22 protein-coding genes are annotated in these 20,803 nt (G+C 56.5%); 10 read left to right on the forward strand and 12 right to left on the reverse strand.

Features of this window, described 5'->3' with window-relative positions; all coding sequences use genetic code 11:
* Nucleotides 1-11: 11 nt before the first annotated feature.
* The 11 genes from mgtE to ACQUQU_RS00995 all read right to left on the reverse strand — a co-directional run bounded on the left by mgtE (nucleotide 12) and on the right by ACQUQU_RS00995 (nucleotide 8,810).
* Complete coding sequence (mgtE, locus tag ACQUQU_RS00945) at nucleotides 12-1,367, reverse strand: magnesium transporter (RefSeq protein WP_430461375.1); 1,356 nt, start codon at nucleotides 1,365-1,367, stop codon at nucleotides 12-14.
* A gap of 112 nt (nucleotides 1,368-1,479) precedes the next feature.
* Entirely contained in the window at nucleotides 1,480-1,749 is a 270-nt protein-coding gene (locus ACQUQU_RS00950; protein ID WP_430461376.1) for an HPr family phosphocarrier protein, read from the reverse strand.
* A complete protein-coding gene (gene rapZ / locus ACQUQU_RS00955) occupies nucleotides 1,746-2,615 on the reverse strand; it encodes an RNase adapter RapZ (RefSeq protein ID WP_430461377.1) in 870 nt (289 codons plus the stop codon). Before rapZ ends, ACQUQU_RS00950 begins: the two co-directional genes overlap by 4 nt.
* Nucleotides 2,616-2,642: 27 nt before the next feature.
* Complete coding sequence (ptsN, locus tag ACQUQU_RS00960) at nucleotides 2,643-3,101, reverse strand: PTS IIA-like nitrogen regulatory protein PtsN (RefSeq protein WP_430461378.1); 459 nt, start codon at nucleotides 3,099-3,101, stop codon at nucleotides 2,643-2,645.
* A 3-nt stretch (nucleotides 3,102-3,104) separates the two neighbouring features.
* Complete coding sequence (hpf, locus tag ACQUQU_RS00965) at nucleotides 3,105-3,407, reverse strand: ribosome hibernation-promoting factor, HPF/YfiA family (RefSeq protein ID WP_430461379.1); 303 nt, start codon at nucleotides 3,405-3,407, stop codon at nucleotides 3,105-3,107.
* A 45-nt stretch (nucleotides 3,408-3,452) separates the two neighbouring features.
* Entirely contained in the window at nucleotides 3,453-4,940 is a 1,488-nt protein-coding gene (locus ACQUQU_RS00970) for an RNA polymerase factor sigma-54 (RefSeq protein ID WP_430461380.1), read from the reverse strand.
* A 95-nt stretch (nucleotides 4,941-5,035) separates the two neighbouring features.
* Nucleotides 5,036-5,761, reverse strand: a complete 726-nt coding sequence (gene lptB, locus ACQUQU_RS00975) for an LPS export ABC transporter ATP-binding protein (RefSeq protein WP_430461381.1) — start codon at nucleotides 5,759-5,761, stop codon at nucleotides 5,036-5,038.
* Nucleotides 5,758-6,333, reverse strand: coding sequence for a lipopolysaccharide transport periplasmic protein LptA (gene lptA, locus ACQUQU_RS00980; protein ID WP_430461382.1), 576 nt, complete (start codon nucleotides 6,331-6,333; stop codon nucleotides 5,758-5,760). The genes lptB and lptA overlap by 4 nt, the downstream gene beginning before the upstream one ends.
* A complete protein-coding gene (gene lptC, locus ACQUQU_RS00985; RefSeq protein WP_430461383.1) occupies nucleotides 6,323-6,877 on the reverse strand; it encodes an LPS export ABC transporter periplasmic protein LptC in 555 nt (184 codons plus the stop codon). Before lptC ends, lptA begins: the two co-directional genes overlap by 11 nt.
* Nucleotides 6,877-7,851 carry a KpsF/GutQ family sugar-phosphate isomerase gene (locus tag ACQUQU_RS00990; protein ID WP_430461384.1) on the reverse strand — a complete coding sequence of 325 codons (975 nt, stop codon included), beginning with the start codon at nucleotides 7,849-7,851 and terminating at the stop codon, nucleotides 6,877-6,879. Before ACQUQU_RS00990 ends, lptC begins: the two co-directional genes overlap by 1 nt.
* On the reverse strand, nucleotides 7,848-8,810 hold the full coding sequence (locus ACQUQU_RS00995) for a calcium/sodium antiporter (protein ID WP_430461385.1): 963 nt from the start codon (nucleotides 8,808-8,810) through the stop codon (nucleotides 7,848-7,850). The genes ACQUQU_RS00990 and ACQUQU_RS00995 overlap by 4 nt, the downstream gene beginning before the upstream one ends.
* A gap of 180 nt (nucleotides 8,811-8,990) precedes the next feature.
* Between ACQUQU_RS00995 and ACQUQU_RS01000 the strand changes: the two genes are divergently transcribed.
* The 10 genes from ACQUQU_RS01000 (at nucleotide 8,991) to hisC (ending at nucleotide 16,918) form a co-directional block, all read left to right on the forward strand.
* Nucleotides 8,991-9,803: an ATP-binding cassette domain-containing protein gene (locus tag ACQUQU_RS01000; RefSeq protein ID WP_430461386.1), complete on the forward strand. Its 813-nt coding sequence runs from the start codon at nucleotides 8,991-8,993 to the stop codon at nucleotides 9,801-9,803.
* Nucleotides 9,803-10,585 (forward strand): lipid asymmetry maintenance ABC transporter permease subunit MlaE, encoded by a 783-nt coding sequence (mlaE, locus tag ACQUQU_RS01005; RefSeq protein WP_430461387.1) that lies wholly within the window; start codon nucleotides 9,803-9,805, stop codon nucleotides 10,583-10,585. Before ACQUQU_RS01000 ends, mlaE begins: the two co-directional genes overlap by 1 nt.
* Nucleotides 10,586-10,587: 2 nt before the next feature.
* Nucleotides 10,588-11,046: an outer membrane lipid asymmetry maintenance protein MlaD gene (gene mlaD, locus ACQUQU_RS01010; RefSeq protein ID WP_430461388.1), complete on the forward strand. Its 459-nt coding sequence runs from the start codon at nucleotides 10,588-10,590 to the stop codon at nucleotides 11,044-11,046.
* Nucleotides 11,047-11,067: 21 nt separating this feature from the next.
* Nucleotides 11,068-11,727 (forward strand): MlaC/ttg2D family ABC transporter substrate-binding protein, encoded by a 660-nt coding sequence (locus ACQUQU_RS01015; RefSeq protein ID WP_430461389.1) that lies wholly within the window; start codon nucleotides 11,068-11,070, stop codon nucleotides 11,725-11,727.
* Nucleotides 11,728-11,736: 9 nt separating this feature from the next.
* A complete protein-coding gene (locus ACQUQU_RS01020; RefSeq protein ID WP_430461390.1) occupies nucleotides 11,737-12,039 on the forward strand; it encodes an STAS domain-containing protein in 303 nt (100 codons plus the stop codon).
* A gap of 131 nt (nucleotides 12,040-12,170) precedes the next feature.
* Nucleotides 12,171-12,410: a BolA family protein gene (locus tag ACQUQU_RS01025; protein WP_430461391.1), complete on the forward strand. Its 240-nt coding sequence runs from the start codon at nucleotides 12,171-12,173 to the stop codon at nucleotides 12,408-12,410.
* A gap of 9 nt (nucleotides 12,411-12,419) precedes the next feature.
* On the forward strand, nucleotides 12,420-13,685 hold the full coding sequence (gene murA, locus ACQUQU_RS01030) for a UDP-N-acetylglucosamine 1-carboxyvinyltransferase (RefSeq protein WP_430461392.1): 1,266 nt from the start codon (nucleotides 12,420-12,422) through the stop codon (nucleotides 13,683-13,685).
* Between the two features lie 194 nt (nucleotides 13,686-13,879).
* A complete protein-coding gene (hisG, locus tag ACQUQU_RS01035; protein WP_430461393.1) occupies nucleotides 13,880-14,530 on the forward strand; it encodes an ATP phosphoribosyltransferase in 651 nt (216 codons plus the stop codon).
* 12 nt (nucleotides 14,531-14,542) lie between these two features.
* Nucleotides 14,543-15,847 carry a histidinol dehydrogenase gene (gene hisD, locus ACQUQU_RS01040; protein ID WP_430461394.1) on the forward strand — a complete coding sequence of 435 codons (1,305 nt, stop codon included), beginning with the start codon at nucleotides 14,543-14,545 and terminating at the stop codon, nucleotides 15,845-15,847.
* A gap of 6 nt (nucleotides 15,848-15,853) precedes the next feature.
* Nucleotides 15,854-16,918: a histidinol-phosphate transaminase gene (gene hisC, locus ACQUQU_RS01045; protein ID WP_430461395.1), complete on the forward strand. Its 1,065-nt coding sequence runs from the start codon at nucleotides 15,854-15,856 to the stop codon at nucleotides 16,916-16,918.
* Between the two features lie 128 nt (nucleotides 16,919-17,046).
* Here the strand turns inward: hisC and ACQUQU_RS01050 are convergent, their stop codons facing one another.
* Nucleotides 17,047-20,004 carry a GLUG motif-containing protein gene (locus ACQUQU_RS01050; RefSeq protein WP_430461396.1) on the reverse strand — a complete coding sequence of 986 codons (2,958 nt, stop codon included), beginning with the start codon at nucleotides 20,002-20,004 and terminating at the stop codon, nucleotides 17,047-17,049.
* Nucleotides 20,005-20,803 lie beyond the last annotated feature (799 nt).

Genomic DNA, 20,803 nt, shown 5'->3' on the forward strand with positions numbered 1-20,803 from the left:
GTGTCGGAAGTTCAGAGATAAAACAGGGTAGCCAAGCCGAGGAAAGACATAAAGCCCACCACGTCGGTTACTGTGGTCAGGATCACGCTGCCGGCCAGCGCCGGATCGATGCCACGGGCTTTGAGGATCATAGGCAGAATGGCGCCACTGACGGCGGCCACCATCAGGTTAATGATGATGGCGGCGGCAATGATAATCGCGATGGCCGGATCCTGAAACCAGAGAAATGTAATCACGGCGATCACGCAGGCCCACAGAATGCCGTTGATGCCGGCCACTATGATCTCGCGGTTCAGTAACCAGCGGAAGTTGGAGCCGCTTAAGTGGCCCAGCGCTTCGCCGCGGATCACCAGCGTCAGCACCTGGCTGCCGGCGATACCGCCCATGCTGGCCACAATCGGCATCAGCACCGCAAGCGCCACAACCTGCTGGATGGTTTTGTCGAACATGCCGATCACGGCCGAGGCGGCCAGCGCGGTAAGCAGGTTGATGCCCAGCCAGACGGCGCGGCGGCGGCTGGTTTTCAGCGCCGGGGCAAAGGTGTCTTCTTCGTCGTCCAGACCCGCCATACTCATCAGCGAGTGATCGGCGTTCTCACGGATTACGTCAACCACGTCGTCGATGGTGATACGGCCGAGCAGAATGCCGTTGGCATCCACCACCGGGGCCGATACCAGATCGTGGCGTTCGAACAGGTGGGCAACGTCACTGTCGTGCATGGTGGCCGGGATGGTTTTGGCATCCGTGGTCATCACTTCCCGCACCGTCTGTTGCGGGTCGCTGACCAGCAGCTTGCTGATGGCGAGTGTGCCGATGAATTCGTTCTGCCGGTTCACAACCAGCAGGTTGTCGGTCATAGGGGGCAGGGATTTGTGGCGGCGCAGGTAGCGCAACACCACTTCGAGTGTGATGTCCGGACGGATGGTCACGGTGTCTGTGTTCATCAGACCACCGGCGCTGTCCTCCGGGTAACCCATAACCGCTTCAAGACGCGCACGGTCCTGATCGTCCATGGATTGCAGAACTTCCTGCGTCACCCGTTCCGGCAGCTGCTGCAGCATGTCGGCCACGTCGTCGGTGTCGAGTTCGGCAGCGATGTCGGCCACTTCCTCGGCGCTCATGTCGCTCAGGAAGTGGCTCTGCAGATCTTCGCTCAGATTCTGCAGTACCTCACCTTCGAGGTCTTTTTCGACCATTTCCCACAGCAGCTTACGCAGCTTGGGTGGCGAGGATTCGATCAGGTGGGCAACGTCAACCGGCGCCAGACCTGAATTCAGGATGCGCTTCACCTGAGCCATCGAGCCGCTTTCAATAGCGGCATTCAGACTGTGCAGTTTTGCTCTGGCTTTTTCCGATTGCTGGGCCATGGGCAGGTGATTCCGGCTGGTTGGTCGAATGCTCAGACGATTCTAGCCTGATCAGACCGGCGATACCACGAAACTACTCGCAAGAGTGCGTGTAGCAGGTTGTTTTTACAGATTATTCCGCTTCGTCGAAACGGCGGTTGATCAGATCGAGAAGGGCGTCGGTGGCGGCCTGTTCATCGTCGCCTTCGGCTTCAATCAGAATCTCGGTACCTTTGCTGGCGGCCAGCATCATCACCGCCATAATGCTTTTGCCGTCGACCAGACGGTCCGGGTAACCGACGCGGATGCGGCTGCCGAACGCAGTCGCGGTCGTCACCAGCTTGGCTGCCGCACGGGCGTGCAGGCCGAGTTTATTGATGATGGTGACCTGTGTCTGAATCATGCTTTCTCCTGGGCGCCACTCAGTTCCCGGTGGCGTACCTGTACGTTGGTGTAGCGCTGCTGAAACTCCTGCGTCAGCTGCTCGGCCAGATACACCGACCTGTGCTGGCCACCGGTACAGCCGATGGCGATGGTCATGTAGCTGCGGTTGGCGTCGATAAAAGCGGGTAACCAGCGCTGAATGAACTGGCTGATGTCCTGCTGCATCTGCCGTACCTGAGGTTCGTTGCCAAGAAACGTCTGCACCGGTGCGTCGCAGCCGGTGTAGCTGCGCAGGGCAGGGTCCCAGTAGGGGTTGGGCAGATTGCGCACATCGAAGACGTAGTCGGCGTCGATCGGAATGCCGTGCTTGAAGCCGAACGACTCGAACAGAATGGCGATGTCGGTGCTGGTGCGGTCGGCGACGCGCAGACGAATCAGGCTGCGCAGTTCGTGGACCGACATGGTGGTGGTGTCCAGCGTCAGGTCGGCGAGATTGGCCACCGGTTCCAGCAGGTGTTTTTCCATGTCGATGGCTTCGGCCAGCGACACGGCTTTGCTGGTCAGCGGGTGTTTGCGGCGGGTGGCGCTGAAACGCTGCAGCAGAACGTCTTCACTGGCGTCCAGATACACCACATCGAGCTGATACTCTTCGCTCGGTAACTGGTGCAGAACCTCGTGGATATTGTCGAAGGCGTGGGGCAGGTTGCGGGCGTCGATACTGACCGCGACCTTGGCCAGTTTTTCTTCGTGTTCGGTCTGATGCACCAGTGCCGGCAGCAGGGCAACCGGCAGGTTATCGATGCAATAGAAACCGAGATCTTCCAGCACGTGCAGCGCGCTGGATTTGCCGGAGCCGGAACGACCACTGATAACGACCAAACGCATAGGGTTCCTCCGGCTCCGTCAGGGGATTTATTTCTCTGCCAGTGCGCGCTGATACAGACGACTGGCGTCCGGCGCATTCCGCAGGGCGTCGCGGTATTCTGCGTCGCTGAAATTGCGTGCCAGTGTGGCAAGAATCTGCAGGTGCTGTTCGGTGGCTTCCTCCGGCACCAGCAGGGCAAACACCAGATCAACCGGACGGTTATCAATGGCGTCGAAATCGACAGGTTCGCTCAGTCGCAGCAAGATGCCGATGGCTTCGCTGCACTGAGCGAGACGGCAGTGGGGAATGGCAATGCCTTCACCGATGCCCGTGCTGCCCAGCCGCTCGCGGCTGAACAGACGGTCGAAAATATCATCGGACGAGGCACCGTCCAGTTGCTCAGCAACGAATTCCGCCAGAAATTCCAGCAGCTTCTTTTTGCTGGTAACCGGAACATCAATCAGTGTGCGTTCCGGTGCGAGGATATCCCCAATACCAATACTCATGGATTATCCCTGGCCGTGCAGACGGGCTACGGTTTTTTCCTTGTGTTTCAGAACCTGACGATCCAGCTTGTCAGTCATATCGTCGATGGCTTTGTACATGTCATCGTCTTCCGCTTTGGCGTGCATATCGGCACCGGCAACGTGAATGGTTGCTTCGGCCGTCATGCGTTCTTTGACCACGGTGAGGGTGACCTGACCTGTGGTGATGTTGTCAAAATGGCGCTCCAGTTTGGCCAGTTTTTCTTCGACGTAAGACTGCAGAGATTCCGTAACTTCTACGTGATGACCGCTGATATTGATCTTCATGTCCAGACTCCTTTTATTGCTGGCTTGTACTTTTTTTCTTACGGATTAAATCAGTTGTTTCCGCTCGTTCGACGGCGGAATCAGCATGGCTTCGCGGTACTTGGCAACGGTACGGCGCGCAACCTGAATACCTTTGTCACCCAGCATGGCGGCAATTTTGTTGTCGCTGAGCGGTTTGCGCGCATTTTCTTCGGCGATCAGTTTTTTGATCATGGCACGGATTGCGGTAGAGGAACACTCACCACCGCTGTCGGTGCCCACATGGCTGGAGAAAAAGTATTTCAGCTCGAAAATACCGCGCGGGGTGTGCATGTATTTCTGCGTGGTCACACGCGAAATGGTCGATTCGTGCATGCCAACGGCTTCGGCAATATCGTGCAGCACCAGAGGTTTCATGGCTTCTTCGCCCTCCTCAAAAAAGTCGATCTGATATTCGACGATTTTGGTGGCGACTTTCAGCAGCGTCTCGTTGCGGCTCTGCAGACTTTTGATAAACCAGCGGGCTTCCTGCAGATGGTCGCGCAGGAAGGCGTTGTCGGTGCTGTTGTCGGAGCGGCGCACCAGCGCGGCGTAATCGGCGTTCACGCGCAGTTTCGGCGCAATCTCCGGGTTCAGTTCCACGCGCCATTCGTCACGCACGTTGCGCACGATCACATCCGGAATCACGTATTCGGCCTGTTCCGGGCTGATGCCGGCACCGGGTTTCGGATTCAGTTCTTTAATCAGACGCAGAACGTCTTTCAGCTCTTCTTCGCGCAGACGCGTTTTGCGCATCAGCGTCGGGTAATCTTTGCTGCCCAGCAGTTCGATGAAATCGCCGATCACCAGACGTGCTTCGGCCAGCCACGGGGTCTGGGCCGGTAATTGTGCCAGTTGCAGCAGCAGACATTCGCGCAGGTCGCGGGCAAACACGCCGGCCGGGTCAAACTGCTGCAGACGGTGCAGCACGGCCATGACTTCGTCTTCTTCGACTTCGAGGGCCGGGTCCATGCTTTCCAGAATGTCTTCGACCGTGGTGTGCAGATAGCCGTCGTCGTCGACACCGTCGATCAGCATCAAAGCAATTTCACGGTCGGTATCGGACATAGGCGTCAGGTTCAGCTGCCACAGCAGATGATCCTGCAGATCGTCGGTGCTGGCGTGACGGGAGTCGTAATCGAAGTCGTCATCGATGGCGCCACTGTTGCCCGAGGCTACGCCGGCGGTGGTCTGATAGGTATCTTCCCACTGGCTGTCGGTTGGCAGGTCGTCGGGTAACTGCTCCTGCGACCACTGTTCATCCAGCTCTGGTGTGTCGGCATGCTCGTCGTGGCTGCTGACTTCCGGTGATGAATCGTGACTGTCGTGGCGGGAAAGATCCGGCAGGTCGTCGTGTTCGTGCTCTTCGACTTCGAGCATGGGGTTGGAATCCAGCGCCTCCTGGATTTCCTGTTGCAGGTCGAGCGTCGACAACTGAAGCAGGCGGATGGCCTGCTGCAACTGAGGGGTCATGGTCAACTGCTGACCCATCTTTAACTGAAGAGACGCTTTCATAGATGTTCAGTAATCACTCAGTATCGGCATAGTCTGTGCATTATACGCCAAGCCTATAACCTTGGAATCCTTTGCCATCGTTCCCCTGACGCAGGTCAGAGGCGGAAGTCTTCGCCCAGATACACTTTGCGTACCTGTTCGCTGGCCAGAACTTCGTCGGCTGTGCCTTCGGCAATGATATGGCCACCGCCTACGATGTAGGCTTTTTCACAGATGGCCAGGGTTTCGCGCACGTTGTGGTCGGTAATCAGTACACCGATACCACGGGCTTTCAGTTGCCGGATGATGTCCATGATGTCAGCCACGGAAATCGGGTCAACCCCTGCAAACGGCTCATCCAGCAGAATGAAGGACGGTTCGGCGGCCAGCGCCCGGGCAATTTCCACCCGGCGGCGTTCACCACCGGACAGTGCCATGCCCAGACTGGCGCGGATATGCTGAATGTGAAATTCGTTCAGCAGCTCTTCCAGTTTTTCCAGACGCTGCGCGCGGTTCAGGTCTTTGCGCGTTTCCAGAATGGCGAGGATGTTGTCGGCCACGCTGAGCTTGCGGAAAATCGAGGCTTCCTGCGGCAGGTAGCCAATGCCTTTCTGGGCTCGGCCATGCATCGGCAGGTGGCTGATGTCTTCGTCGTCGATCTTGATGCGGCCCTTATCGGCCTGCACCAGATTCACAATCATGTAGAAACAGGTGGTTTTACCGGCGCCGTTCGGGCCCAGCAGACCAACAATCTGGCCACTGTGCACCGACATGGAGACGTCTTTGACCACTTCACGGCCGTTGTAACTTTTGGCCAGATGTTCTGCTTTCAGGGTTCTCATGGTTTTTCCTGCGCGGCTTCCGCCTCTGGTGCGGTCTGAGCGGGCGTATTCTGCGGCTGAATCACCATGCGGATGCGGTTGTCATTGTCATCCGGCTTGCCTTCGCTGCGGGTACCACCGGAGGCGGTCACGGTTTCCTTGCTCATGTCGTACAGCAACTGATCACCGCTGAAGCGGTTGCCGTCCTGTTCCAGCAGGGCGTTGCCTTTGACGGTGACTTCGCGGCGCACGGCCAGATAATCAATACGGTTGCCCGACGCTTTGGTCAGCGGCTTACCTTCGGTCACCTGTTGCTGGTAGCGTGCCGGTTTGCCTTCGGCGATGGCTTTTTCCAGCGTGTCGTCGGTGCGGATGATGGTCAGGCGTTCCGATTCAATACGCAGGGTACCCTGCGTCAGCACCACATGACCTTCGTAAATCACGACGCCGGTTTTGCGGTCGATTTCCGCCCGGTCGGAGAGAATCGTCATCTCCTGCAGTGTGTCGTCAGGCAGGGCCTGAGCAGCCTGTGCCAGCAGTAACGTGCTCAGCAGCCACCACTGGCCGCGGCCGGAAAATCCCTTAAGGTACATAGCGAGTATTCACCTGTTGGCTGAATTCGATCCGCTGACGGTCGAGGTCCATGATCATTCCGGTTGCCTGAATCACCGTCTGGGCAGAGGTGATGGTGACCGGGTCTGCGGTTTCGGCAATGCGTGTCTTGCTGTTGTAAGAGAGGCTGTCGGTCTGCACCAGCAGAGGATCAGCCGCGTCATCCATCGGACGGATTTCCACCTGTCCTTTCAGATACAGCATATGGTCGTTGTCGTTCACCCGTCCCGACAGCGCAGTGACCTGCCACTCTTTGCCGTCTTCGTCGCGGGTCATCAGCACCGGCGTGGCAAATTCAGTCAGCTTGCTGAACGGAAAGTGGGTGGAGGCGGCGGCAACAAACGTGTTGTTCAGGCCGCCGTCTTTGTCGTACTGACGGTTGAGCAGGCCTTCGCCGTAATAATCCGGCTCCAGACTCTGCTGCTCGGTCAGCGACGGTACGAAATCTTCGGTGTAGCGATCCACTGCCAGCAGAGCCAGACCAAACACCAGGGTCAGCAGCAGCAGCAGATAACGCTTACGCATCAGATAACGCCCGCGCGCAGCATGTCGTGCATGTTCACAACGCCGACGGTACTGCCGTTGTTCAGCACAACCAGCGCGTTGATCTTGCTGTCTTCCATCACTTTCAGCGCTTCGGCGGCCAGTGTGCCCGGGGTGGTGAACTTACCACCGGCGGTCATCACGTCTTTCATGGTCGCCGAGTGAATATCAACGCCGTGGTCGATGGCACGGCGCAGGTCGCCGTCGGTGAAGATACCGACCAGCTTGCCGTTGTCCTGCACCGTGGTCATGCCCAGACCTTTGGAGGTCACAACCAGCAGGGCCTGTGACAGGGTGGTGGTCGGGCTGACCACCGGAATTTCGTCGCCGCCGTGCATGATGTCTTCGACTTTCAGCAGCAGACGACGGCCCAGAGAACCGCCCGGATGCGAGAACGCAAAATCTTCAGCGGTAAAACCACGGGCTTCAAGCAGGGCCACGGCCAGGGCATCACCGATCACCAGTGCACAGGTGGTGGACGACGTTGGCGCCAGATTCAGCGGACAGGCTTCGACATCAACGCCTGTGTTCAGGTGCGCGTCGGCGGCTTTGGCCAGAGACGATTCGGGCTTGCCGGTCATGCTGATCAGCTTGCAGCCGAGACGTTTGAACAGTGGCAGCAGGCTTGTGACTTCACCGCTTTCGCCGGAGTTTGACAGCGCGATGACCACGTCTTCGGCCTGAATCATACCCATGTCGCCGTGGCTGGCTTCGCCCGGGTGTACGAAGAATGCAGGCGTACCGGTACTGGCCAGCGTGGCCGCAATCTTATTACCGATGTGACCGGACTTACCCATGCCGGTAACAACCACGCGTCCTTTGCAGTTCAGAACCAGTGAACAGGCTTTGGCGAAATCAGGGTCCAGACGGTGTTCGAGTTGTCCTACCGCTTCTTTTTCCATGGAAATGGTGCGGCGGGCGGAGCTTAAAAAATCGAAGTTAAAATCAGTTGTCATGCGGTAGCCATAAAAAACAGAGATGTCATGTATCCGGCAAACGTCAGCGTCAGGAAGGCGCCGGGGATGCGACCCAATTTGCCCTTACGATAGCTGATCAGGAATAGCAGCAACAGAGCCAGTGTCAGCAGCATCATGACCGCATAGTCGCGGTAAAGTGCCATAGATTCAACCTGTGTCACGGCCAGCAGGCCCGGAATCGGCATAACGGTCAGCAGGTTAAAAATGTTGGAACCAATCACGTTGCCGATGGCGATGTCGTGGTGGCCCTTCAGCGCGCTGGCGACCGAGGCGGCCAGTTCCGGCAGGCTGGTACCGATGGCCACAATCGTCAGGCCAATCACCAGCTCACTGATGCCGAACTCGCGGGCGATCAGGGTGGCGCCCCACACCAGCATTTTTGAACTCAGCATTAATGCGATCAGGCCAATCACCAGTTCAATGATGGCTTTGCGCATCGGCGTATTTTCAATTTCCTGCGCTTCGTCTTCTTCAACAATGCTCTCGCCGGATTCTTTGGAATCCAGAAACATCAGGTACAGAGCGAAGATCATGGTGCCGAACAGAATCAGGGCGTCGGTCATATCCAGCGTCAGATCGGCCAGCGTCAGGCCGCCGATGATGCTCACCAGCACCAGCAGCGGCAGTTCTTTTTTCAGCAGCTTTTTCTGCAGCGGAATCGGACTGATCAGGGCGGTGACGCCCAGCACCAACGCAATGTTGGTGATGTTGGAGCCCAGTGCGTTGCCCACGGCCAGATTACCGGCACCATCGAGGGCGGCCATCACAGAGACGAACATCTCCGGTGCCGAGGTGCCCATGGCAACAATGGTCAGGCCGACCAGCAGGGGGGACATCCCCAGACGACGGGCGGTGGCCGCAGCGCCGATAACAAACTTGTCAGCACTCCAGACCAGAATAACGAGGCCGGCGATCACGGCAGCAATAGCGGTTAGCATGGGTTCCGGATCCGGAAAAAGGTTAAAAATAAAGCGCTGCATTGTACCGGAGGGGATTCCGCACGCAATTGCAACTTTGCGTTTTATGACGCGCCCGTTACACACCATTACAGCGGTTGGTTCCGCCGTAACATTCCGCTAAGCTAGCCGCCTTATCTGAGAGTTACAGGGACTTTGCTCATGTCCTCCGAACAGCCTTATGTGTCGATCCGTGGACTGACCTTCAGTCGGGGCGACCGGCTTATTTATAACAATCTGGATGTCGACTTTCCGCGCGGCAAAGTCACCGCCATTATGGGGCCGAGTGGTACAGGGAAAACCACGCTGCTGCGCCTCATCGGTGGTCAGCTGCTGCCCGATGCCGGCACCATTGTGGTCGATGGCAAAAACGTACCGTCGCTGCCGCGCAAAGAATTGTTTGAATTGCGCAAGCAGAAGATGGGCATGCTGTTCCAGACCGGCGCCTTGTTCACCGACCTGAACGTCTTCGATAACGTGGCTTTCCCGCTGCGCGTTCATACCAATCTGCCCGAATCCATGATCCGCGATCTGGTGCTGATGAAGCTCGAGGCCGTGGGTCTGCGCGGTGCGCGTGACATGAGCCCGGCAGAGCTGTCCGGTGGTATGGCCCGCCGTGTGGCGCTGGCGCGTTCCATCGCCATGGACCCGGACATCATCATGTACGACGAGCCGTTCACCGGTCTCGATCCTATCTCTATGGGCATGATCGTGAAGCTGATCCGCGGCCTGAATCAGGCACTGGGTCTGACCAGTCTGCTGGTATCGCACGACGTCGAAGAATCCTGTTCCATCGCCGATTATCTGTGCGTGGTGTCTGAAGGCCGCGTGATCGGTTTCGGTACTCCACAGGAATTGCTGCACGACGGCAGCGCGGAAGTGAAGCAGTTCCTGCGTGGCGAGCCGGACGGTCCGGTGCCTTTCCATTACCCGGCCGGTGATTACCGCGCGGATATTCTGTCGGGAGCCAATTAATGCTGAATAAGCTGCAGTCAATCGGCAGGGCCGGAACGCAGGCGGTGGAATCCATCGGCCGCGCGACCATGCTGCTGTGGAATTCTGTGATGTGGGGCGGTCCGGGCAGTGCCGGCTTCCTTGACCTGATCAGACAGATTTACTCGGTGGGCGTGCGCTCGCTGATCATTATTGTGGTGGCCGGCTTTTTCGTCGGTATGGTGCTGAGTCTGCAGGGCCAGTACATTCTGTCGAAATACGGCTCGGAAGGTGCGCTGGGTACGCTGGTGTCGCTGTCGCTGCTGCGCGAACTGGGGCCGGTGGTTGCGGCGCTGTTGTTCGCTGGTCGCGCAGGGTCTGCGCTGACGGCGGAGATCGGTCTGATGAAAGCCACCGAGCAGCTGTCTGCCATGGAAATGATGGGCGTTGATCCGCTCAAGCGGGTGATTACGCCGCGCCTGTGGGCGGGTCTGATCTCTATGCCGATTCTGGCGCTGCTGTTTTCAACCGTCGGTATCTGGGGCGGTGCGTTTGTTGCCATCGACATGTTCGGCATCGATGAAGGTGCGTACTGGGGCAACATGCAGGCGTCGGTGGAGTTCTACAACGACGTTATGAAAGGCGTTATTAAATCGCTGGTGTTCGGCGGGGTGGTTACCTGGATTGCCGTGTATCAGGGATACGATTCAGTACCGACTTCAGAAGGTATTGGTAAAGCAACCACTCAGACGGTGGTGATTTCGTCACTGGCCGTGCTGGGGCTCGACTTTGTTCTGACTGCGGTCATGCTGGGAGGCGTTTAAACATGCGCATGCGTTATATCGAGATATCTGTGGGCGCCTTTATGGTGATGGGCATGATCGCGATTGTACTGATGGCCTTCCGTGTCAGCGGACTGACCATGAACAGCGCCGGTGATACCTACACCATCAAGGCCCGCTTTGAGAACCTGGGTGGTCTGACCGAGAAGGCCAAGGTGTCTATGTCGGGTGTGACCATCGGCCGTGTGACCAAGGTGTATCTGGATCCGGAGTGGTACTCGGCTGTGGTGGAAATGGAAATCAGCAAATCCATGAGCACCCTGACCAAAGACACGTCGGCCGCGATCCTCACCGCAGGTCTGCTGGGTGAGAAGTACATCGGTCTCACCGTGGGTGCTGAAGAAGAGTATTTAAAAGAAGGCGACTGGATTGAAGAAACCCAGTCGGCACTGGTTCTGGAAGAGCTGATCGGCAAATTCCTGTTCAACAAAGCAGAAGGTTAATAAGGTTAAAAGGAGATGACCATGCGGTGGCTGCTGGTAGCGCTTTCATTAGTCTGGGGTTCAGCGACCTGGGCGGCGGATTCTGAGGAACTGGCCGAGCAGGCCCATGAAGTGGTGAAACGCACCACCGAAAAGGTTCTGCAGTCGATCAATAAGAACCGTCACATCTACGAGAGCGATAAAGCCAAGTTCTTCTGGGAACTGGAAGACGTGCTGGGCCCTATGATCGATTTCCAGCGTCTGACCCGTCGCATCATGGGTGACTCCTACCGCGAAGCGACCGTCGATCAGCGTCAGCGTTTTGCCAGTGCCTTCAAGCGCAGCCTGCTGAGTTCCTACGCCACCGGCCTGATTGAATTTGAAGATTACGAAGTACGCGTTCTGCCACCGAAAACCGGTGTCGAGAACACCCTGCGCAACACGCTGGTGGATCTCGAAGTGGTGACCCCGAGTGGCAAGGTCTTCCCGATTACCCAGAGCATGTACTTTCACCACCGCGACCGCCGCTGGATGGCGCAGAACGTGATCGTGAACGGCATCAACGTTGGCAAGCTGTTCAACGAACAGTTCGAACAGATGGTGCATGACAACGATGGCAACATAGGTGCTGCCATCGACGAGTGGATCGACGCTCTGCAGGAGCAGGGTCGTAAACTGCGTAAAAAACAAACCGGCAGCTGAAGGTAGCGCATGGCTCAGATCAAACACATCGACGACCATCTGGCGGAAGTGCAGGGCGATCTGCTGCTGGGTACGGTCACCGACCTTCTCACAGAAGGTAATAACCTGCTGGCCCGTGCCGGTGGCCAGTGGACCGTCAGTCTGGCCGGTGTCGGTCAGGTCTCCAGCGCCGGCGTTGCCCTGCTGCTGGAGTGGATGCGCACCGCCAGCCGTCTGAACGTGCAGCTGAGCATCCGCGATCTGCCGGAACACATGAAGCCCATCATCAATATCAGCGATCTCGACGGCGTGTTCGAATCCGTCCTCGCCTGACCTTCCTGACCCGGTGCTTGCGCCGGGTCAGCTTTATGACCTTGTTAACATAATGCTGTGCCGCCAAGCTTCGTTCGGCCGATGAAATCCGCTATCATTCGGCGCTTCATTTAGCTGAGTGGTAAAGCAGCATGTCTCCGGCAGAAATTCTCGAAGTCCTGCAGACCGGTTCCCCGGAAGTGACCTGGATCGTCGATGGCGACGGTTATCACAACGTGGTCGAAGGCGTTGGCGAGGTGTTCGCCGGTCTGAACGCGGTCAAACGTCAGCAGTACGTGTATGGCCTGCTCAATCCTTATATTGCGGACGGTCGCCTGCACGCCGTATCGATCCGCACCTTTACTCCCGCTGAAAAAGCCGCAGCCGAATAAGAGCTTTCTATGGATAAACTGAGAATCGAAGGCGGTAAGCGTCTCGATGGCGAAGTCCGGATTTCCGGCGCCAAAAACTCTGCGCTGCCAATTCTGGCGGCCACCCTGCTGGCCGAAGGCGTGATGCGCGTCGGCAACCTGCCGCATCTCCACGACATCACCACCATGCTGGAACTGTTGGGCTGCATGGGTGTGGAAGTCGCGATCAACGAAGATATGTCGGTCGAAACCGACTGCGCCGGTGTGAAAAGCTGCGTGGCGCCGTACGATCTGGTGCGCACCATGCGTGCCTCCATTCTGGTGCTGGGCCCTCTGCTGGCGCGCTACGGCGAAGCCGAAGTGTCCCTGCCGGGCGGTTGTGCCATCGGTTCCCGTCCGGTGGATCTGCACATCCGCGGTATGGAAGCCATGGGCGCCGAAGTGGAAGTGGTTGATGGTTACATCAAAGCCCGCATGCCGGGTGGCCGTCTGAAAGCCGCTCACATTTTCTTTGATACCGTGACCGTAACCGGTACTGAAAACGTGATGATGGCAGCGGCTCTGGCCGACGGTATCACCACCATTGAAAACGCCGCCCGCGAACCGGAAGTGGTCGATCTGGCCAACTGCCTGAACGCCATGGGCGCGAAAATCTCCGGTGCCGGTTCCGACACTCTGGTGATCGAAGGCGTGGCAAAACTCTACGGCTGTTCGTTCGACGTGCTGCCGGACCGTATCGAAACCGGTACTTACTTAGTGGCTGCTGCCGTGACCGGTGGTCGTGTCAAAGCCAAAGACACCGATCCGCTGATCATGGAAGCCGTGCTGCACAAGCTGGAAGAAGCCGGTGCCACTATCACCACGGGTGATAACTGGATCGAACTGGATATGCACGGCAAGCGTCCGAAAGCGGTGAACATCCGCACCGCGCCGCACCCGGCGTTCCCAACCGACATGCAGGCCCAGTTTATGGTGCTGAATGCCGTCGCACAGGGTACCGGCACCGTGATTGAAACCGTGTTCGAAAACCGTTTCATGCACGCGCAGGAACTGGTGCGTCTGGGCGCGGACATTCACGTGGAAGGCAACACCGCCATCGTGACCGGCAAAGACAAGCTGCGTGGTGCGCCTGTGATGGCGACCGACCTGCGTGCTTCGGCATCGCTGGTGATTGCCGCGCTGGTGGCGGAAGGTGCCACCGACGTGAACCGCATCTATCACATAGATCGCGGCTATGAATGTATTGAAGAAAAACTGCAGCAGTTAGGGGCCAATATCCGTAGGATTTCTGGCTGATAGCTTAAAAGCTACCTGCATTGCAGGGGCGGTGTTAAAAGCGGCTCAAAATACTCATGTACGATTTGTACACTCCGTTTTTCGCCGCTTTTGGCCTTGCCCCTGCGGCTTCGGTAACGCTTTTAGGGCTTGTTATCAGGCAAAGCCCGGCAGTGATTTAACAACCGGCTGAAGATTAAGAGGATCAGCACAGCATGACTCAACCCCTGACCATCGCATTGTCCAAAGGGCGTATTCTGGATGACACACTGCCACTGCTGGCGGAAGCCGGCATTCATCCGGCGGAAGACATCCATAAGAGTCGTAAGCTGATTTTCGATACCAACCATGAGCACATCAAGCTGGTGGTGATCCGTGCCACCGACGTGCCGACCTACGTGGAATACGGCGCCGCCGATCTTGGTGTTGCCGGTAAAGACGTGCTGATGGAATACGGCAGTGACAACCTGTGCGAGCCGCTGGATCTGGACATCGCCCGTTGCCGCCTGATGACCGCCGCCATGAAAGACGCTGTGATGCCACAGGGCCGTCTGAAGGTGGCCACCAAGTTCGTGAACGTGGCCAAGCGCTACTTCGCCGAGCAGGGCCGTCAGGTCGACATCATCAAACTGTACGGCGGTATGGAGCTGGCCCCGATCATGGGACTGGCCGACATGATCGTGGATATCGTCGACACCGGTAACACACTGAAAGCCAACGGTCTGGAAGCCCGTGATCTGATCGCGCCGATCAGCTCACGTCTGGTGGCCGGTCGTGCGGCGATGAAAGTGAAACACGCCCAGATTCAGCCGATCATCGATCAGATGGCTGCCGCCGTTGCGCGTCAGCGTCAGGCCAAGGCATAACGGAGCAGCAGTATGACCATTGAAATCCGTCGTTTCAGTTCCGCTCAGAGCGATTTCGCCGAGCAGATGAATACCCTGCTGGCGTGGGAATCCGTATCCGACGCCGGTGTACAGAAAACCGTTGCCGACATTATTTACGATATCCGTGCCCGCGGTGACGAAGCCCTGATCGAATTCACCAATAAATTCGATCGTATGAGCGTGTCGTCCATGGCGCAGCTGGAACTCAACCAGCAGCAGCTGCAGGAAGCCCTCGACACCCTGCCGGCCGAACGCCGTGAAGCCCTGCTGGTGGCTGCTGAGCGTGTACGCGCTTACCACGAAAAGCAGAAACAGGATTCCTGGAGTTACACCGAAGCCGACGGCACTATGCTCGGCCAGAAAGTAACGCCGATGGACCGCGTCGGTATTTACGTACCGGGCGGTAAAGCCGCTTACCCGTCGTCTGTGCTGATGAATGCGATTCCGGCCCACGTCGCTGGCGTGCAGGAAATCATCATGGTGGTGCCGACTCCGGGTGGCGAACTGAATCAGCTGGTACTGGCAGCGGCCGCTGCTGCCGGTGTCAGCCGCGTATTTACTGTGGGTGGCGCGCAGGCCGTTGCCGCGCTGGCGTACGGTACTGCTACTGTGCCGCAGGTCGATAAAATCGTTGGCCCGGGCAATATTTATGTGGCCACCGCCAAGCGTGCGGTGTTCGGTCAGGTCGGTATCGACATGATCGCTGGTCCGTCTGAAATTCTGGTGGTGTGCGACGGTAAAACCGATCCGGACTGGATCGCCATGGACCTGTTCTCCCAGGCAGAACACGATGAAGACGCGCAGTCGATTCTGGTGTCGACCGATGCTGAATTCCTCGATGCGGTAAAAGCCTCCATCGACAAGCTGCTGCCAACCATGGAACGTCAGGAAATTATCCGCACCTCGCTGACCAACCGTGGCGCGCTGATTCTGGCCAAAGACAAAGACGATGCCATTGCCATCGCCAACCGCATTGCGCCGGAACACTTAGAGCTTTCTGTGGAAGATCCGCAATCCTGGCTGCCGACTATCCGCCACGCCGGTGCGATTTTTATGGGTCGTTACACCGCCGAAGCGCTGGGCGATTACTGTGCTGGCCCGAACCACGTACTGCCGACCTCCGGCACTGCGCGTTTCTCGTCACCACTGGGCGTGTACGATTTCCAGAAACGTTCATCGCTGATTATGTGTTCCGCGGATGGCGCCTCCGAGCTGGGCAAAACCGCCTCGGTACTGGCTCGTGGTGAATTCCTCACCGCCCACGCCCGCTCCGCTGAATACCGTATTAAGGACTGATGTTAAATGAGTCAGTTCTGGAGCCCGTTTGTTAAAGATCTGGTGCCTTACGTACCGGGTGAACAGCCGAAAATGACGCGGCTGGTAAAGCTCAATACCAACGAAAATCCCTATGGCCCGTCGCCGAAGGCGATGGCGGCCATGCAGGCGGAACTGAACGACGATCTGCGTCTGTACCCGGACCCGAACGGCGACCGTCTGAAGCAAGCGGTTGCCCGTTATTACGGTGTTGAACCCGCGCAGGTATTTGTTGGTAACGGCTCGGACGAAGTACTGGCCCATGCCTTTCATGGTTTGTTCCAGCACGGTAAGCCGCTGCTGTTTCCGGATATTACTTACAGCTTTTATCCGGTGTATTGCGGTTTGTACGGCATTGAGCCGAAACAGATTCCGCTGGATGACAACTTCCAGATTAATGTCGCCGATTACGCCCGTGACAAAGCGGGTGAAAACAGTGGCATTATTTTCCCCAATCCAAACGCACCAACCGGCTGTTTATTGCCATTAGCCGCGGTTGAACAGCTGCTTAAGCAAAACACCGAAACGGTTGTGCTGGTCGACGAGGCCTATATCGACTTTGGCGGTGAAAGTGCTATCGCACTGGTGAACCAGTACCCGAACCTGCTGGTGACGCAGACGCTGTCCAAGTCACGTTCACTGGCGGGTTTGCGTGTGGGTATTGCCGTTGGCCACCCCGATTTAATCGAAGCGTTAGAGCGTATTAAAAACAGCTTTAACTCGTACCCGCTGGATCGCATGGCCATTGCCGGTGCGGCCGCAGCTTTCGATGATCGCGACTATTTTAACGACACCTGTCAGCGTGTGATCAACAGCCGCAACACCGTTGTCGCCGGTCTTGAACAACTGGGTTTTGACGTACTGCCATCGGCGGCGAACTTTGTCTTTGCCCGTCATGCGCAAAAAGATGCCGGTGAACTGGCTGCGGCGCTGCGTGAGCAGGGCATTATCGTGCGCCATTTTAAAACGCCGCGTATCGCTCAGTTCCTGCGTATTACCATAGGCACGGACGAGCAGAACCTGATTCTGCTGGATGCGCTGAAGGCACTGTAATTTAAGCCGGCTGAACTTAGGCAAGCCGGCATAAAAAACAGAGATAAAAAAACGGGCTTTAAAGCCCGTTTTTTTATCTCTTCAGTATGTGTAAAGAGCAATACCAGCAGGGTATTGCTCTTTGTCTTTTAAGGGTTGCTGATGTTATCCAGCTGACCGTCACCATCGCTGTCACGGAACAGCGTACCGTTTAACAACAGACCAGGCAGCTGATAACTGTCACCGAAATCCCAGTACGCATTGCCTTCAGCATCGGTCACAGAAGACCAGCCGGCGTAGAGAGTGCTTGCTGTGCAGGAGGTGTTGTCAGCATCGACCGGACATTGCAGCTGTGTCAGCAGTGCACCGGCGTAACCGTTTGCGCTGTCTGCTGCACTGCTGCCAGTCTGGCCGCTGCTGTCTGTCGCCCAGTAGCTGTTGGCTACGTTAGCGGCAGATACTTTACCAACCAATCCGCCACGGTTTACACCGGAAGCGCTGACGTTACCGCTGGCGTAGCTGTGGCTGATGGCAGAGCTGTTATACAGCGAGCCGGCCAGACCACCCACGTAGTCGGTACCCGTAACACTGGCAGTGCTGAAGCTGGAATCGATGGTAGTGGACGAGTACACACGGCCAATCAGGCCACCGGTATGCGCTGCTCCACTGACACTGCCGGTTACAAAGCTGGCGCGGATCAGGTTGTTGGAATAGGCATGACCACTCAGGCCGCCGACATAATCGCCATTACCGCTGATATGACCGCTGACGTAGCTGTTGATGATGGTGTTGCCGTTATAAATACGGCCAACCAGACCACCAACGTAGGCTTTACCGCTGACGTGCATCAGCTCACCGTTCAGACCGATATTGCGGAAGGTTGCCCCTTCGGCATAACCGAACAGACCGATGTAGCTGGTTGTTGCGCGGCTGATATACAGGTTGCTGATGGTATGACCATTACCTTCAAAGATGGCGGCAAATGGGGCGGTGGCGGATACACCAACCGGTAGCCAACCATAACCGTTGTTGTAGAAGTCATCGCTGGCGTCAATGACGCCGTCCTGATTGCTATCAAAATCGAGATCGGCGGTCAGTTCATAACCGTTACAGCCGCTGTTGAGCGGGCAACCTGCAGTAACGCCGTTCAGGCTGGTGCCATTCAGGTCATTACGCATGTTATCGAGTGCTGCCAGAGTGGCGATTTCGATCAGGCCATTGCCATCAGCGTCGACAGCGTCCGCGGCTGATGAACCGGTTGCGTCCTGTGGGAATGCATCGGCATTGTCACCTACACCATCGCCATCGGTATCGAGAGTTTCAGTCGGATCGTGAGGGAATGCGTCGGCATTATCACCCACGCCGTCGTTGTCGCTGTCACGGGATTCCGTTGCATCGTATGGGAAAGCATCGCTGTTATCACCGACGCCATCACCATCGCTGTCCAGACTTTCGCTGGTATCCGTCGGGAAAGCATCGGCTGCGTCATTAATGCCATCGCCATCGTGATCGAATGGTGTGTTATCGGTATTGTCTTCGATGCCGTCACCATCGCTGTCACGGAACAGCGTACCGTTTAACAACAGACCAGGCAGCTGATAACTGTCACCGAAATCCCAGTACGCATTGCCTTCAGCATCGGTCACAGAAGACCAGCCGGCGTAGAGAGTGCTTGCTGTGCAGGAGGTGTTGTCAGCATCGACCGGACATTGCAGCTGTGTCAGCAGTGCACCGGCGTAACCGTTTGCGCTGTCTGCTGCACTGCTGCCAGTCTGGCCGCTGCTGTCTGTCGCCCAGTAGCTGTTGGCTACGTTAGCGGCAGATACTTTACCAACCAATCCGCCACGGTTTACACCGGAAGCGCTGACGTTACCGCTGGCGTAGCTGTGGCTGATGGCAGAGCTGTTATACAGCGAGCCGGCCAGACCACCCACGTAGTCGGTACCCGTAACACTGGCAGTGCTGAAGCTGGAATCGATGGTAGTGGACGAGTACACACGGCCAATCAGGCCACCGGTATGCGCTGCTCCACTGACACTGCCGGTTACAAAGCTGGCGCGGATCAGGTTGTTGGAATAGGCATGACCACTCAGGCCGCCGACATAATCGCCATTACCGCTGATATGACCGCTGACGTAGCTGTTGATGATGGTGTTGCCGTTATAAATACGGCCAACCAGACCACCAACGTAGGCTTTACCGCTGACGTGCATCAGCTCACCGTTCAGACCGATATTGCGGAAGGTTGCCCCTTCGGCATAACCGAACAGACCGATGTAGCTGGTTGTTGCGCGGCTGATATACAGGTTGCTGATGGTATGACCATTACCTTCAAAGATGGCGGCAAATGGGGCGGTGGCGGATACACCAACCGGTAGCCAACCATAACCGTTGTTGTAGAAGTCATCGCTGGCGTCAATGACGCCGTCCTGATTGCTATCAAAATCGAGATCGGCGGTCAGTTCATAACCGTTACAGCCGCTGTTGAGCGGGCAACCTGCAGTAACGCCGTTCAGGCTGGTGCCATTCAGGTCATTACGCATGTTATCGAGTGCTGCCAGAGTGGCGATTTCGATCAGGCCGTTGCCATCAGCGTCGATGTCACTGTTATTGCCGACACCATCGTTGTCGCTGTCTGCTGTCTCTGTAGGGTCCTGTGGAAAGGCATCAAATTCATCATCGACACCGTCGTTGTCGAAATCGCGCGGATAAGCATCAATAGCGTCCTCGATGCCATCGTTGTCGTAATCATGCGGGTAGGTATCTTCACTGTCGGGGATGCCATCACCGTCGCTGTCTGGTTCGCTGGTCCGCAGCATATTCAGTGTTGGCAGATCGTTGCTGGTTCCGAAGTTCCAGTAAGGGTTGCCTTCACCGTCAACACTGGTTGCCCAACCGGTAAACAGAGGTTGTGTGGTACAGGTCAGATTATCAGCACCGACCGGACATTTCAGTTCGGCCAGAGTCACGCCAAAATAACCGCTGCTGATGGATTCGCCGGCACTGTTTAACTGACCACTAGAGTCGGTAGCCCAGTAGCTATTTGCAATCGCCGATGAGAATGCGGTGCCAATAAGCCCGCCAGACTCACCATTCAGTGAGGCCACCTCTCCAATAGAGTAGTTAGATACGATTACCGAACTGCTCGTATATCCAATTAACCCGCCTACCTGACTATTTCCTGAAACGGCAGCGATTGCATAGTTATTTTCAATTTCTGAAGATCTCGCAATACCTATCAGTCCACCGGACTGCTCCAATGTTGTTTTAACAACCCCGGATGCTGTGTTGCCTGTAATTACTGAATTCACAACACAGCCGGCAATTCCTCCGGCGCCAGTTGTTTGGGAGCGTACGCTAGATGAGGATTTGCTATTGCCGATTTTTGAATCCGCATAGATATAGCCAGCTATGCCGCCCACGCAATTTTTACCTCCACGAATAATTGCTGGAGATGAGCTGCTGTTCTCGATGATTACAGATTGTCCACTTCCGATCAGTCCGCCAACATAGGCGAAAGACACGTATACAGATAAATTGGAGTGAACATTTTCAATTTTTGTGAAACTTGCACTCCCTGCTAGAGCGCCGGCAGAACCTGCAGGTGCACTATCACTTCTTATGTTATTTTGATAAACGTAGCTTGTACTCAATACCAGATTTCTTATCTCAGAGTTCCTGACGACACCAAATAATGAGGCTTGAAGCGAAGTATCAGTATAGAGGTTTTTGATGGAGAAATTATTGCCTTCGAATATGGCGGTAAATGGAAATGAGCTTGTGGGACCAATTGGTTCCCAGCCCTTGGCATTGTTGTAGAAACTGTCTTTCGAATCAAAAAAATCGTCTCCGTTAGTATCAAAATTCAAATCGGTAGTCAGCTCGAAACCGTAGCAACCAGTCACT

This window comes from Thalassolituus sp. LLYu03 (assembly GCF_050507655.1).
In the GTDB taxonomy this organism is placed as follows: Bacteria; Pseudomonadota; Gammaproteobacteria; order Pseudomonadales; family Oceanobacteraceae; genus Venatoribacter.

Excerpts from the sequence above, each read along its gene's own strand:
- ACQUQU_RS00970 (WP_430461380.1), bottom strand. The coding sequence starts at position 4,940 with ATGAAAGCGTCTCTTCAGTTAAAGATGGGTCAGCAGTTGACCATGACC.
- hpf (WP_430461379.1), bottom strand. The coding sequence starts at position 3,407 with ATGAAGATCAATATCAGCGGTCATCACGTAGAAGTTACGGAATCTCTG.
- ACQUQU_RS01015 (WP_430461389.1), top strand. The coding sequence starts at position 11,068 with ATGCGGTGGCTGCTGGTAGCGCTTTCATTAGTCTGGGGTTCAGCGACC.
- hisD (WP_430461394.1), top strand. The coding sequence starts at position 14,543 with ATGACCATTGAAATCCGTCGTTTCAGTTCCGCTCAGAGCGATTTCGCC.
- ACQUQU_RS00995 (WP_430461385.1), bottom strand. The coding sequence starts at position 8,810 with ATGCTAACCGCTATTGCTGCCGTGATCGCCGGCCTCGTTATTCTGGTC.
- lptB (WP_430461381.1), bottom strand. The coding sequence starts at position 5,761 with ATGAGAACCCTGAAAGCAGAACATCTGGCCAAAAGTTACAACGGCCGT.
- hisC (WP_430461395.1), top strand. The coding sequence starts at position 15,854 with ATGAGTCAGTTCTGGAGCCCGTTTGTTAAAGATCTGGTGCCTTACGTA.
- hisG (WP_430461393.1), top strand. The coding sequence starts at position 13,880 with ATGACTCAACCCCTGACCATCGCATTGTCCAAAGGGCGTATTCTGGAT.
- ptsN (WP_430461378.1), bottom strand. The coding sequence starts at position 3,101 with ATGAGTATTGGTATTGGGGATATCCTCGCACCGGAACGCACACTGATT.
- mlaD (WP_430461388.1), top strand. The coding sequence starts at position 10,588 with ATGCGCATGCGTTATATCGAGATATCTGTGGGCGCCTTTATGGTGATG.
- rapZ (WP_430461377.1), bottom strand. The coding sequence starts at position 2,615 with ATGCGTTTGGTCGTTATCAGTGGTCGTTCCGGCTCCGGCAAATCCAGC.
- ACQUQU_RS01000 (WP_430461386.1), top strand. The coding sequence starts at position 8,991 with ATGTCCTCCGAACAGCCTTATGTGTCGATCCGTGGACTGACCTTCAGT.
- ACQUQU_RS01020 (WP_430461390.1), top strand. The coding sequence starts at position 11,737 with ATGGCTCAGATCAAACACATCGACGACCATCTGGCGGAAGTGCAGGGC.
- ACQUQU_RS00950 (WP_430461376.1), bottom strand. The coding sequence starts at position 1,749 with ATGATTCAGACACAGGTCACCATCATCAATAAACTCGGCCTGCACGCC.
- ACQUQU_RS00990 (WP_430461384.1), bottom strand. The coding sequence starts at position 7,851 with ATGACAACTGATTTTAACTTCGATTTTTTAAGCTCCGCCCGCCGCACC.
- murA (WP_430461392.1), top strand. The coding sequence starts at position 12,420 with ATGGATAAACTGAGAATCGAAGGCGGTAAGCGTCTCGATGGCGAAGTC.
- ACQUQU_RS01025 (WP_430461391.1), top strand. The coding sequence starts at position 12,171 with ATGTCTCCGGCAGAAATTCTCGAAGTCCTGCAGACCGGTTCCCCGGAA.
- mlaE (WP_430461387.1), top strand. The coding sequence starts at position 9,803 with ATGCTGAATAAGCTGCAGTCAATCGGCAGGGCCGGAACGCAGGCGGTG.
- lptC (WP_430461383.1), bottom strand. The coding sequence starts at position 6,877 with ATGCGTAAGCGTTATCTGCTGCTGCTGCTGACCCTGGTGTTTGGTCTG.
- mgtE (WP_430461375.1), bottom strand. The coding sequence starts at position 1,367 with ATGGCCCAGCAATCGGAAAAAGCCAGAGCAAAACTGCACAGTCTGAAT.
- lptA (WP_430461382.1), bottom strand. The coding sequence starts at position 6,333 with ATGTACCTTAAGGGATTTTCCGGCCGCGGCCAGTGGTGGCTGCTGAGC.